This is a genomic window from Fructobacillus sp. ESL1117 (genome assembly GCF_058508565.1).
On record NZ_CP196385.1, the window covers coordinates 1361771 to 1374654 of the forward strand.

Annotated in this window: 15 protein-coding genes and 1 tRNA gene; 11 read left to right on the forward strand and 5 right to left on the reverse strand. The window is 43.3% G+C overall.

What is annotated here, in order from left to right:
- Window positions 1-29 precede the first annotated feature (29 nt).
- The 5 genes from ACSYSH_RS06465 (at window position 30) to ACSYSH_RS06485 (ending at window position 2470) form a co-directional block, all read left to right on the forward strand.
- Window positions 30-254, forward strand: coding sequence for a helix-turn-helix domain-containing protein (locus ACSYSH_RS06465; RefSeq protein WP_491702150.1), 225 nt, complete (start codon window positions 30-32; stop codon window positions 252-254).
- Window positions 255-273: 19 nt separating this feature from the next.
- Complete coding sequence (locus ACSYSH_RS06470; protein WP_491702149.1) at window positions 274-450, forward strand: hypothetical protein; 177 nt, start codon at window positions 274-276, stop codon at window positions 448-450.
- 246 nt (window positions 451-696) lie between these two features.
- Window positions 697-921 carry a hypothetical protein gene (locus ACSYSH_RS06475; RefSeq protein ID WP_491702148.1) on the forward strand — a complete coding sequence of 75 codons (225 nt, stop codon included), beginning with the start codon at window positions 697-699 and terminating at the stop codon, window positions 919-921.
- Window positions 922-1574: 653 nt separating this feature from the next.
- Entirely contained in the window at window positions 1575-1748 is a 174-nt protein-coding gene (locus ACSYSH_RS06480) for a helix-turn-helix domain-containing protein (RefSeq protein WP_491706157.1), read from the forward strand.
- A gap of 572 nt (window positions 1749-2320) precedes the next feature.
- A complete protein-coding gene (locus ACSYSH_RS06485) occupies window positions 2321-2470 on the forward strand; it encodes a hypothetical protein (protein ID WP_252774301.1) in 150 nt (49 codons plus the stop codon).
- 161 nt (window positions 2471-2631) lie between these two features.
- Here the strand turns inward: ACSYSH_RS06485 and ACSYSH_RS06490 are convergent, their stop codons facing one another.
- Complete coding sequence (locus tag ACSYSH_RS06490; protein WP_491702146.1) at window positions 2632-3297, reverse strand: YoaK family protein; 666 nt, start codon at window positions 3295-3297, stop codon at window positions 2632-2634.
- A gap of 177 nt (window positions 3298-3474) precedes the next feature.
- Here ACSYSH_RS06490 and ACSYSH_RS06495 point away from each other — a divergent pair, with 177 nt between their 5' ends.
- The 5 genes from ACSYSH_RS06495 (at window position 3475) to ACSYSH_RS06515 (ending at window position 8848) form a co-directional block, all read left to right on the forward strand.
- Entirely contained in the window at window positions 3475-3726 is a 252-nt protein-coding gene (locus tag ACSYSH_RS06495; RefSeq protein WP_491702145.1) for a hypothetical protein, read from the forward strand.
- A gap of 440 nt (window positions 3727-4166) precedes the next feature.
- On the forward strand, window positions 4167-5072 hold the full coding sequence (locus ACSYSH_RS06500) for a homoserine O-acetyltransferase/O-succinyltransferase family protein (protein ID WP_491702144.1): 906 nt from the start codon (window positions 4167-4169) through the stop codon (window positions 5070-5072).
- Complete coding sequence (locus ACSYSH_RS06505; RefSeq protein ID WP_252774297.1) at window positions 5047-6327, forward strand: O-acetylhomoserine aminocarboxypropyltransferase/cysteine synthase family protein; 1281 nt, start codon at window positions 5047-5049, stop codon at window positions 6325-6327. The genes ACSYSH_RS06500 and ACSYSH_RS06505 overlap by 26 nt, the downstream gene beginning before the upstream one ends.
- A gap of 180 nt (window positions 6328-6507) precedes the next feature.
- The gene (locus ACSYSH_RS06510; RefSeq protein ID WP_491702143.1) at window positions 6508-7695 is read left to right on the forward strand and encodes a PLP-dependent transferase; all 1188 of its coding nucleotides are present in this window, start codon (window positions 6508-6510) and stop codon (window positions 7693-7695) included.
- Window positions 7688-8848, forward strand: a complete 1161-nt coding sequence (locus ACSYSH_RS06515; protein WP_491702142.1) for an aminotransferase class V-fold PLP-dependent enzyme — start codon at window positions 7688-7690, stop codon at window positions 8846-8848. The genes ACSYSH_RS06510 and ACSYSH_RS06515 overlap by 8 nt, the downstream gene beginning before the upstream one ends.
- A gap of 586 nt (window positions 8849-9434) precedes the next feature.
- Here the strand turns inward: ACSYSH_RS06515 and ACSYSH_RS06520 are convergent.
- The 4 genes from ACSYSH_RS06520 to ACSYSH_RS06535 all read right to left on the reverse strand — a co-directional run bounded on the left by ACSYSH_RS06520 (window position 9435) and on the right by ACSYSH_RS06535 (window position 11917).
- Window positions 9435-10493, reverse strand: coding sequence for an ABC transporter permease (locus ACSYSH_RS06520; RefSeq protein ID WP_491702141.1), 1059 nt, complete (start codon window positions 10491-10493; stop codon window positions 9435-9437).
- A gap of 151 nt (window positions 10494-10644) precedes the next feature.
- Window positions 10645-11220, reverse strand: a complete 576-nt coding sequence (locus tag ACSYSH_RS06525) for a TetR/AcrR family transcriptional regulator (RefSeq protein WP_252774293.1) — start codon at window positions 11218-11220, stop codon at window positions 10645-10647.
- Window positions 11221-11225: 5 nt separating this feature from the next.
- Entirely contained in the window at window positions 11226-11729 is a 504-nt protein-coding gene (locus ACSYSH_RS06530; protein WP_252774413.1) for a GNAT family N-acetyltransferase, read from the reverse strand.
- A gap of 116 nt (window positions 11730-11845) precedes the next feature.
- Window positions 11846-11917: transfer RNA gene (locus tag ACSYSH_RS06535), tRNA-Gln, on the reverse strand.
- A 236-nt stretch (window positions 11918-12153) separates the two neighbouring features.
- On the opposite strand from ACSYSH_RS06535, the gene ACSYSH_RS06540 reads away from it, so the two are divergent.
- Window positions 12154-12852 carry a GntR family transcriptional regulator gene (locus ACSYSH_RS06540; RefSeq protein ID WP_047974267.1) on the forward strand — a complete coding sequence of 233 codons (699 nt, stop codon included), beginning with the start codon at window positions 12154-12156 and terminating at the stop codon, window positions 12850-12852.
- Window positions 12853-12884: the final 32 nt, after the last annotated feature.

Consider the following 12884-nt stretch of genomic DNA (forward strand, 5'->3'; position numbering starts at 1 on the left):
AATCATATCAAAAAGAAAGGAGGTTTCACATGTCAGTAAAGGAAGCTAAGCGAATTCTTAAAGAAGAACGTTTCAAGTTTCAATTTCATCTCAAGATGAAAGGAATCAAGCAAGCCCAGTTGGCAAAAGTCGTTGATTCATCACCGTCGTATGTACAGCAGTTGTTGAGTGGCAATGCAAGCGGTCCGGCGGCTCATGACAATTTGCAAAAGTTGTTCGATTTCATTGGATATGACGGCGAAAATTGGTTTTAAAAATAGGTGGTAAAGAAGCATGAATTTTAAAGAATATAGAGATAAAAAAGAGATATTGAAGCCCGTTGCGAAAGATTTTGTACGGCAACTCACAAAAAAAGACTTAGCCATTGAAGAAGCAGAAATCGTCTCAGATTTGCTTCAAAAAATTATTAAGCCTGATGTTCAAGACAGAAGGCTGTCAGACTTTATTTAGTTATCGTGTTCAAGAACCGATAAAAATTCATGGTAAGCCAAGTGGTACTTTTCCGAAAAATACTTCAAAGCACTCATGTCTGATAATTCAGAACGTCATGAAGATTGCTCTAAGAATGTTTTTGCATAAGCGATGGCCATATCGTGAGAGCGTTGTTCATTTGAAATCATAATAATTCTCTTTTCAATTTACTTGGTACGTCACTACCAGTAATTAAAGGATACCAAAATAAAGGAGGTTTAAGTTATGGACAAAGAAATTGAACCATTAACGATAAATGGTTCAAGAATATTCGATACAATCGGTGATTTGGCTAAGGCAATTCGGACAACCCGTGACAACATGAATTTGTTGATGGCCATGCCAGGCTTTCCGTATGTGTCCGTTCCGGGGCGTAAAAAGCCAATCTACGTTGAGTACAAGGTGGCTGAATTTTTAGATAGTATCACCAGATACAAACCAAAGATGTAAGGGGAAACTTATGAGCGAATTTAATCAAATCTGGTCGATTGTAATCACGCTTGTCACCATAGCAGTTATTGGTTTAACAGCGTTTGAAATTGGATACACACTAGGACGTAATGACAAAAAGAAGACAAAATAAAAGCTCGCTTAGCAGAGCGAGCCTAGTTATAAAATTTTGTCGGAAAAATTTTATGTCTTGATTGTACCACGGAGAAAATAATGAACTAAGAAAATATATCGAAATCATTAAATCACAGGCAGAAGTTATCAGCAATCAATCAGGACTAATCAATACGCTTAGCGAATTGGTGCATGATCTAACAGATAAAGTAGTCGCAGATGTGACTGTGTCTGGTTTCTCAAAAAAAATAGTTATTATTTTTTTCGAGATTTTGATTGTGAAAGAGCGCTACCAGCAAGTGTTTTGGTGGTACGACTTGTTGAACGACTTCTTAATGCTTTTGAAGCTTTTGAGGCGACCTTAGATGAAGTGGTTCGGCTACTAGAACTTTTTGGCATATTATTGTTCCTTTCTATGTCAATTTATTTGGAAATGGATAAAACAAATTTGCGACTAATCGAACGGATGTTCGCATAAATAATAATATCAAATTTAACATTAAAAGCAATAGAGAAAAGACATTTTATGTGGGGAAAAAATTGAAAAGCAATTGAACAAGAAAAATAAGACAACATATTGGCTAGCCAAAGAAACAGGCTTGCCATATCAGAGCATTTACTCTATCAAGCGAAACAAGAATCAGCAATCAAGTTTCAGCTATATGGTCAAAATAGCGGATGCTCTTGAAATTAGTTTGGACGAGTTCAGATAGAGGCGGAGGACTAGAAAGCAAGTGTTATTGCTTCTATAACTGTTTTAACGCATCGAACACATTTCGCCGAAGAGATAGCCGAGCATTTTGCTTGGCTATTTTTTGTACAAAATGATGCACGGTTTTTGCTTGCTTTTGGTTAATATTAAATTACTAGTGACTCTTAGAAGTTCATGACACTTGCATGACAGTTTTACTGATAAATAAGTTTTTTGTACTGTTAGTGGGCGTCAAGATTGTAGAACACGAGTTTTTAAGAAGACAGGACGCCAAGTGTCCTGTCTTCTTTTCGTGACTTTTTTCATGACAAAGTAGCCACTAACTGTCTCTATCTCGCACGGGCTGGTCGTTTTAGTTGCTCGATTTTTCAAAGGGGACTTTTTCAGAGGATAATTTTTAAATTTGATGCAACGTATTTTGAACCATTTTAAGATGAAAAGGAATAGGTAAATCACTTTTAATCTTAACAAGCTTAGTATGCTCAGTTTTTCGTTTTTTGTGTCACTTTTTACTTTACATTAACGGACTTTGGTGTATACTGAGGGCAATCAAATTTAAAGGAGGAACATTCTATGTCATTCGAAGAAAAATTTGATGCAACAAAGGATAAGTTGGAAGGTGAGGCAAAAAAAGCTGAAGGCAAGGCAAAGGATTTTGCAGCCGATGCTAAAGATGCCACCAAAGATTTTGCCGATAAAACCAAGAATGCTTTTAAAAAGTAGCTAGCAGACCTGGTATGAGTCCGGTAGCGATTTTAGGCAAGACGTTGTGAAACGTCTTGCCTTTTTTGTACAATGAATTTTCCCTGTGGTCGTTGGATAGTGTTATTGGGTAAATGGGTCAAAAGAAAAAAGCCTTTACTAAGACAGTCAAAGGCTTTTGCTTATTTCAATGTGACCAGTTGGCTCATAACAAGTGTTACCAGAGCTGGAATGAGGATGGCTAACCCAGCCAAGACGGGAACTGTTGCACTGATTAACAGCGCTCCTAGGAAGAAAGTGAAGATGACCGTGGCGATATCAATGGCTGTTTGTGCCATCTTAGTGTTGCCACGGAAGAGACTTTCATAAAGGGCTTCGTAGAGTGTCCGGAAGTTTCCGGTCATCATCAGTGGCATAAATGGGGCCCCCTTGAGTTTGCGAAATTCTTGTAATTCGGCCGCAGCGGCAAAGGAAAGAATCGAAGTGCCAACGAGGTTGGGAACGTGCTTCTGCAGGATGGCAGACAGCACCAGGATGGCCGTCATATACCAAAGGACAAAGCGCCGTTCGGTTGTCTTACTGGCCCCTTTATTTTCTAGTACATGTTGGAGCACTTTGATTAAAAGAGTGCCAACACCAAAAGCAAGCAGTGAAATCAGGTAGTGACTGGCAGTTGACAAATGCATTTTGCCCAAGTTAATCCCAAGCAGGATTAAGTTTCCGGTTTGGAGACCAGCAAAGACTTCACCGTGGATTAAATAAGAATAGGCATCCAGCGATCCGGCGGTGAAGGTTAAGAGACTTCCAAAGAGGAGTCGTTCATGTGATGGAAATAAATTTTTAGACAAATCCGTCACCTCCAATACGGATACTATTGTACTGCAATTTGTCTTGTTTGCGTGGGTGAAATCGTTGATTTTCAAGGATTATGAGTAATCTTTCAGTTGCTTTTGCAGGCGTTTAAAAAGAATTGTTCTAATGAATATACTCTAATCAACTTAGAATATTTAGGAGAGACCCAGAATATGAAGCATCGGATGCGGACAGCCGGTTTGAATAAATCAATTGCGGCTCGAACATCTGGTCTGAAAATTCGGGTGGTTAAGCAGGCCTTGCTTCTAGGTTATGGAACTCGGTGGCGGTGCCGGCTGAGTGCCATAAAGAAGCTTTATAACAAGGTTTATAGCAAAATGACCTTTAGCTTGTTGGACTGGTTTAATTCAAATATGATTAGCGAATCAAAACGATTTTTGGTAATTAAAAATGGGGATCGGTGACGGTAAAGTCAGACGAACAGCGCGTTAGGCTTTTTTAGTTGAATCAATCGGGCCTAGCAGCTTTTATTAAAAAAATAAAATTGCTGTTGACAAAGAAAATAGAACGGTTTATTATACGTCTCAACAGATAAATTATAAAATACTGAGAAAAGATGAGTAAACGTTCAGCTGATTTTAACAGAGAGCCCGGTCTGGTGTAAGCGGGTATTTGAGCAAATGTTGAAGATGGTCTTTGGTGACGGTATAAGCGGTGAGTCTTGCTGATGAGCCCCTTACGGATTGACACACGTTATTGTGTTAAGAGATAGCTTCTTTAGTGTCTTAAGTGTTGGCCAATAAGCCAGCAATAGGGTGGTACCGTGCCAGACTATTTGGCGCCCCTAGAATGACTTTGATAGTGATTCTAGGGGCGTTTTTTTGTTTTAAAAAGGAGAGTGGCGATGACGGCGAATGCAAAGAATGGGTTCTTGCACCAAAAGCAAGTATGGCAAAATCAGAAATTAAGCCAACCAGTGCAAATCTTGGTTTGGAATCTGATGCCAGCCAAGGAGAATACTGAAGAACAATTTTTGTCCCTGTTAAATGATTTGGACCAGGATGTCGAATTGACCTTTCTATATGCCTGTAGCCACCACTTCAAGACGATGCCAAAGGACGCGGTCGCCAACTGTTATGTCTGTTGGCACCAAATTCAGGACGAAAATTTCGATGGCCTAATTTTGACAGGGGCACCGGTGGAGCAGTTGCCCTTTGAGGATGTTGATTACTGGCAGGAATTTTTGACTGTCAAGGAGTGGGCCAAAGACCATGTTGATCAAACAATCAACGCCTGTTGGTCGGCTCAGGCAGCGCTGTATCAAGATTTTGGTATCAAAAAACGGCGCTTACCGGCAAAATTGTTTGGAATATATGAGGCCAAGCAGCCAACTCAAGCAACTGCCACTGAAAAATCAGGTTTGACCGCTGGCCTCGCCAACTTCAAGACACCGCAGTCGCGGTATTCGGAGTCAGTGATCGACGTTGAGGGTTTGCCAGCTGATTTACAAGTTCTCTTAACTAATGACCAAGCGGGACCGCTTCTGCTACATTCGGAAGAGAGGAGACAGACCTATCTGACGGGGCATTCTGAGTACCAAGTCAAAACATTAGATGCTGAATACCGGCGCGACTTAGCTAAGCATTTGGCCATTCATGAGCCTGATAACTATTATCCAGAAGGTTATTATGACCGGGGCGAAGAGATTGAAAACACCTGGACGGCTAGTAGCCACCAACTCTATCAAAACTGGTTGAACTTGATTGTCAATAAGGAGAAAAAAGATGACCGACAAGAAATTACACTTTGAAACGTTGCAAGTCCACGCTGGCCAAACGGTTGACCCAGCAACTGGGTCACGGGCCGTGCCAATTTACCAAACAACTTCTTACGTCTTTAAGGATGCTGAACAGGCCGCCAACCGCTTTGGTTTGACGGAACCCGGCAATATTTATACCCGCTTGACCAATCCAACGACGGCAGTTGTCGATGATCGTGTGGCAGCTTTGGAAAACGCTGCCGCTGGGGTGACTTTAGCCACAGGGTCAGCTGCTATTACGGCAGCGATTCTTAACATTGCTGGCCAGGGGGATGAAGTTGTTGCTGCTAGTACTCTTTATGGTGGAACCTACGATCTTTTGGCGGTTACGCTACCAAAATTAGGAATTAAAACGACCTTCGTTGATCCAGATGATCCCCAAAACTTTGAAGAGGCGATTACGGACAAGACCAAGGCGGTGTATGTGGAAAGTATTGGAAATCCCAATATTAACTTGGTTGACTTTGAGGCCATTGGCGAAATTGCCCATCGTCACCAAATTCTCTTCATTGTCGATAACACGTTCGGCACACCCTACTTAGTTCGTCCCTTGGACCATGGTGCTGACATTGTGATTCATTCGGCTACAAAGTTTATTGGTGGTCATGGGACAACAATGGGTGGTGTCATTGTTGAAAAGGGCGACTTTGATTACAAAGCTAGCGGCAAGTATCCAGGCTTCACGAAGCCGAATGCTCAGTATAATGGATTGATCTTTGCTGATTTGGCACCGTCAGCCTTTACGACCAAGATCCGAGCAGAAAGTTTGCGAGACTTGGGGGCCACGATTAGTCCCTTCAATTCCTTCTTATTGCTACAAGGGTTGGAATCGCTTTCCTTGCGGGTTGAACGTCACGTTTCAAACGCCGAAAAGGTAGTTGATTATCTTAATAACCATCCAAAGGTGGCCTGGGTAAGGTATCCAAAATTGGCTGATAGTCCTTATCACGTTTTGGCAGAAAAGTATTTCCCTAAGGGGGTCGGTTCGATTTTTACAATTGGATTGGTCGGTGGTCAAGAGGCTGGTAAGGAATTGATTAAGAACTTGAAGCTCTTTTCGCTTTTGGCGAATGTCGCCGATGCGAAGTCATTGATTATCCACCCGGCTTCCACGACTCATGCCCAATTGAATGAGGAAGAATTGCAAGCAGCCGGTGTGACGCCTGACTTGATTCGTCTCTCAATTGGCGTGGAAAATGTTGACGACCTTATCGCTGATTTGGACCAGGCCTTGGCTAAGATTTAAAGGCCTGGGTGGCGAAGAGACCTTGCTATGGTTTTAAGGGTGTACCTGGCAAATGAAAGTTCGACTGCGCTTAGATGGTTGTGCGTGCACGGTTGGTATCAACCAAAACTTCACGAGGGCGAAGAGTTTGGAAAAAATTTGTTCGTATTAAATAATTGGCATAAAGAAAGGTAAAAATTAATGGCAATTGACTGTTCTTGGCAAAAAAAGATTGAAACGATTTTGGCCCAAGCGGGTAACCGAGTTGATCATGTAACGGGTTCGATTTCGATGCCCCTGTATTTTTCGACCGCATACCGGCACGAGGGTCTGGGTAAGTCGACGGGCTATGACTATTCCCGGATGACGGAACCCACCAGAGACGTCTTAGAGAATGTCTTAGCTCAGCTGGAAAATGGGGCGAAGGCCTATGCCGTTTCCTCTGGAATGGCAGCCATTCAACTAGTCTTTAGCCAGTTTAAAAGTGATGACCACATTATTGTTTCTGACGATTTGTATGGCGGTTCCTTCCGTTTCTTTGATCTTTTAGCAAAACAATACCACCTGCGCTTCAGCAAGTGGGATGGTCAAGATTATCAAGAACTTGACCGACTTTTGGCAAATGATGGTCAGGCTGTTTGGATTGAGACCCCTTCGAACCCAACCATGAAGGTCATTGATATCAAAAAAGTGGCCGACCATGCTCATGCCGTTTCGGCTCAATTGCTCGTGGACAACACATTTTACACACCCTTGATTCAACAGCCTCTGAATCAAGGGGCTGATATCGTGGTTCATTCTGCCACGAAGTATTTGTCAGGGCATAATGATTTGTTGGCCGGTGTAGTGGTTTGTAAAACTGAAGAAACAGCTGCAGTCATTGGTCAAAACCTAATCACGACTGGCCCTAATTTGGCCCCCTTTGATTCCTGGTTGCTCTTACGGAGCCTCAAAACGCTGCCTTTGCGCCTGGCTAAGCAGGAAGACAACGCTCAGGCCTTGGTGGCAGACTTTAACCAAAGTAAATTGATTGACGAAGTGCGCTATCCTGGCCGCGGGGGCATGGTCAGCATTTATGTGAATCAATCAGTCGATATTGACCGTTTCTTGGGTGCCTTAAAGGTGGTTTCCTTTGCTGAAAGTCTGGGTGGAACGGAGACCTTGGTAACCGTTCCGGCCGTGCAAACCCATGCCGACATGACAGCAGCTGAACGTGAAAAAACGGGGATTACAGAAAACTTGTTGCGAGTATCCTGTGGAATTGAGGCCAGTGAGGACCTGATTTTAGACTTCCATCAGGCTCTAGTAAGGGCGACAGAGGCTGCTGTCAAAGAGGAAGAACCAGTGGCGGACACACTAGGTGCAGAAAAGGAGTTAATTCATGACTAAGGATGCATTTTCTGATTGGACGAAAGTCATTAAAACGACGACCAAACCTGATAAGGAAAGTGGGGCAATTAATCCAGCAATCCAGTTGTCATCGACATTCGAGCAACGTGACTTTGATCATTTTGGTCACTGGGATTATGCCCGGTCAGGCAACCCAACGCGCGATGTTGTCGAGGAAAGTATCGCCGACCTAGAGCATGGCAGGCGGGGCTTTGCTTTTGCGACGGGGATGGCAGCCATTTCAACGGCCTTGTTGACGCTGAACCAGGGCGACCACGTGATTTTGACCAAGAATGTTTATGGTGGAACCTTTCGTTTGGTCACGGAAGTTTTGACCAAGTATGGGATTTCTTTTACTTTTGTGGACTTAGGAAACCCAGCTGATTTGGAAGAGGCTTTTCAGGATAATACTAAGGTGGTTTACGTGGAAACGCCTTCAAATCCAACCCTACAGGTCACGGATATTCGCTTAGTAGCACAAATTGCCCACGACCACGGGGCCTTGGTTTTTGCCGATAATACCTTTATGACCCCGGTCTTGCAAAAGCCATTAGACCTTGGTGCCGATTTGGTCGTCCATAGTGCTACAAAGTTCTTAGCCGGCCATAGCGATATTCTGGCAGGTTTGGTTGTTACCAAGGATGAAGAACTGGGCAAACAAATCTACTTCCTCCAAAATGCCATGGGTGCGACGCTGGGAGTGTTTGATTCCTGGCTCTTGATGCGCGGCATTAAGACTTTGGCGGCCCGAATCGACAAGGAGTCGCAAAACGCCCTGGAACTTGCTCGCTGGCTTGAACAACAGCCCCTGGTGACAAGGGTTAATTACCCGGGCTTGGCAGCGGATGCTGGCTATGCAGTTCAAAGGAGTCAGGCCAAATCGGGCGGGGCGGTTTTGTCTTTTGATATTGGTAGCGAAGACAATGTCCGCCAGCTGGTAGCTGCATTAAAGATTCCGATTTTCTCGGTTTCTTTGGGGGCAGTGGAATCAATTATTTCTTATCCACCGAAGATGTCGCATGCCGAAATGAACGTGGACGAGCGCCATCAACGTGGTATTACGGCTGGCTTGGTTCGCTACTCCGTTGGTTTAGAGGACATTAACGATTTGAAGGCTGATTTACACCAGGCCTTTTTAAAAATTGAAGAATGAAAGTAGACAATGAAAAGATGAGTAGCTAATCCGAATTTTTGACAGAGAGCCATGATGCTGAGAAGTGGTAGAAAAATGGTTAGGGAAGATGGTCTTGGAGTTACTGGATGGTCGAGCGCTGTTTGCGTGAGATTGCCACGGTTCACAGCCGTTATCTTGTGTTGCTCCGATGTAATTTGGGGTATTGAGTAAGTCTGGTATTAGCAGACAATTAGGGTGGTACCGTGCCAAAAGGCGCCCCTAGATTGACGTGGTTGTTGATCTAGGGGCGCTTTTTATTGCGGCCAGGAGTAAAGAAAACATCAGGAGAAAAGGATATGACAACAACAATTATTGGTTTCCCAAGGAGTTGATGGCATCCATTTGTACACGATGAATAAGCCAGAAATAGCTGAAAAAATCTGGGCTGCTACAAAGACGATTTTTGCGGCTAATCAACCAAAGGATAGTGGGGCGATTGAGCTTGTCCACTGAATGCTGTTCTGCGCCACTTAATACCAATTTTTTGAAAAAACAGTAAAAAAACCGCTTGCTTGTCTGGCATCAGACATGTAAGCGGTTTTTCAAGCAGAAAAAATATTTTTGATTAGTCAGTCGTTGTTTCAGAAACAATGATTGATGACTTCTTACCGGTGGCGAAGAGAATCAAACCAAGGGCAATATAGCCAAGCAAAACTGTTAATGGCAAGGCAATGGCATTCCCATTGAAGAAGGCGATGTCACGCAAAAGTGATCCGGTTGCTGCAGGTGGCAAGAGTTGTCCGAAAAAGCCCCAGCCCTTTGGCAACATTTCAGGAGCTGATGAGAGCCCTGAAAGTGGGTTTCCAAGCAAGATCAACAGGATGGCGGCAATAATCAAACCGCCATTGCCCATCACTTCCAAAATACCCAAAACAAAGAATGCAGTGGCAGCAATCCCAAGCATGGCACCCAGTGAGGTTAACCAGTAGTTACCAGCGAAAGTACCAATACCGAATTGGATAACACCGACCAGACCAAGGCCACCCACGAAGGCGAAGGCCAAGGCGGCAAAAAACTTTTGCTTCTTACCCTTAATGACGTTAGCAATGGCAACGGCACCAATCCAACCACCAAGGGCAATTGGCAAGGCTCCGGCGGCTAAGCCAGTTCCCTTAGGGTCATCCTTAGGGAAGGCCCGCAATTCAACAACCTTTAAAGTCTTCGCATCGATTGCTGCTGACTTTTGGTTCAAGGCCTTCAACGTGTTGACGTCATTGGCTTGTGCCATCATTGGGGCTAATTGGGCCTTAGCAGCGGCCTTTTGTTGGCTAACAACCCCCTGACCAATCTGGTTCAAGGCTTGCGCAACGGCTGCAGAAGCGGCGGTTGCTTGGTACAAACTCAAGTCACCGGTTGCTGACATTTCGAAGGCACCGTAAATCTTACGTTCCTTGATAGCTGATTTAACGTTTTTTTCGCTGTCATACTGGCTAACTTTAAAGCCCTTATCGGACAGTGGCTTGGCCAACTTTTCGTACGTTGCATCATTTTGAGCAACGACACCAATTGGGACATTATTAATACCTGATTTTACGGCTGGTAATGAGAAGGCGGTCATCATAATTCCCAAGACGATCGTCAAACCAAAAACCAAACTTAAAATCAACTTATTTGATGATTTCATGTGAACTTCCTCGTTTCGTTTACTAATTTTAGTATATTAAATCGTCCAAAGAATAAAACCAACAATCGTTGCTTAAAAGTTGGATAACCTGGTTTTGAACCACTTATCCAACAAAAAACCACCCATTGGTGGGTGGTTTGATTGAAAAAAGTTAGTCTTGGGCATGAATAACTTTGGTTAAAAGTGGTGGGACAACCTTCACTAGGATGGCCGAAAATTCTTCAGTTGATTCCTGAAAATCAGAACGAATCCAGGTAATGATCATATTTGTAGCGGTTCCAGTCAGAATATTGAGGGCATACCGCGACGGAATGGCTAAAACATGACCTTCGGTTGTGCTGAAAAAGGTCTTTTTTGCCTGTTCAACCATTCGGTTTTCAAAGGAATGTTCGGCATGTTTTGAAAGGAGAAGGGCGGCTAAATCTTTTTGCTCATAAATTCTTTGGACTAAAAAATCAGCTCGGTGTTCAAAAATTTCAGCAACATCGAAGTTTTCAAGGTTAAGAGCAGGGAGAGCACCCATGGTTTCTTCTAAGAGATCCATTTGGATTGTTTCCATCAAATCATCCTTGTCTAAGAAATGCGCATAGAAGGTTGAACGGTTAATACCAGCCTGCTGAATGATTTCTTGGACAGAAATTTTATGAAAGTCCTTATGGGCCAAAATTTCTAAAAAGGTGTTACGAATAGCAACATCAGCTTTGGTATAACGGGCATCAGTTTTCATAATGATTATTTTTCTTGATAAAATTCGTTAGCGAAGAGTCCCATCATTAAGGAATCATGGTAACGTCCTTCGGCAAAGTAGTGTTTTTTGAGTCGACCTTCTTCTTGAAAGCCAAATTTTTGATAAATGTGGATGGCAGCTGGATTTTCTACATCAACGTATAGGTAAATCTTGTGCAGGTTTAAGACAGAAAAGGCATATTCAATCCCGGCCCGCAAACCTTTTTGGGCCAAGCCTTGGCCCTGAAATTTAGTGTCAATAATGATTTGAATTTCACAGTGACGGTGAATCGTATTGATATCGATTAATTCAACGACACCAACGAATTGGTTATCGTCTTCAATCACGAAACGCCGTTCGCTTTGATCGAGGACGTGGCGGTCATAGAGGATGGTTAATTCGTCTAAGGAATTAAAGGGTTCTTCAAACCAGAGGGCCATCACGGACCGTGAATTTTTTTGCTGGTAGATATGGGGCAAATCTTGCTTAGCAAGAGGACGGATGTTCACTTTTGTCTCCATTTCGTCTGCTACTAGAAGCCTAGTAAAGAAATTACGCTATACTAACAAGATAACATAAAAGGCGGCCTTACACTAGCAAGACCGCCCTTTTCTAAGTTATCGTATTGCCCCTGCTGGATTCGAACCAGCGCATAATGGCACCAGAAGCCACCGCCTTACCGCTTGGCTAAGGGGCAATTACTTGATATATATTACCCGTTTTTCGTTCATTTTGCAAGGATTTTTAGAATTTTTTCTGGAATTTTTTTCGATGAATTACAGAAAAATTAGATGGAGCGTCGTGAATCAAAAATTTAGTAAAAAAGAGTGAGTGATTTGAAATATTTGCCTAGACCAATTATAATGAGAAAAGAGATGTTAACAGGGTATCCTAGTTTTCAACCGATAATGACAGTCAGGAGCGGCAATAATTATGGCTATACCACGCTATATTGAGATTCATAATGAGATTCGTCAGCGCATTGCAGCTGGTGAATGGGGGACGAATAAACGTCTTCCGGCTGAACGTGACTTGGCCGAATCCTTTCACGTTTCTCGGATGACTCTCCGTCAGGCGATTCAAACCCTCGTTGACGAAGGTATTTTGGAACGCCGTGTTGGTTCCGGAACTTATGTAGCTGAGAAAAAGGTTTCAGAACGGGCGCTAGGGGTAACTTCTTTTACGGAGTTGATGAAAAAATCAGGCCGGGAAGCCCAGACTGTGACTGTTTCTTATAAGGTGACGACTCCATCCGTTTCGGAATTAGAGCATTTGCAACTCAAACCAGAAGATGAAGTTTTGGTGATGGAGCGCTTGCGTTTGGGCGATGATGAGCCAATCTTGTTGGAACAGACGACCTTACCCGTAAAATTGGTGAATAATTTTACTCGTTCAAGCCTAACAGAGTCGCTCTACGCCACTTTAATCCAGGCCGGTATTCAGCCAGGTCGGGCCGAGCAAACGGTCACAGCGGCATTGGCCACGGAGCGTCAAGCTGATTTCTTGCAAATTAAACGTGGTGATCCAATTTTGGCCGTTCGTCAGGTCTCTTATGATCAAGAAGACCACCCCTTTGAATACGTTCGTTCATACTATGTTGGCGATCGCTTTGAATTCCAGTTGACTCGCTAACTAACCGTGAATCATTTGACAAAAAAGGAGCG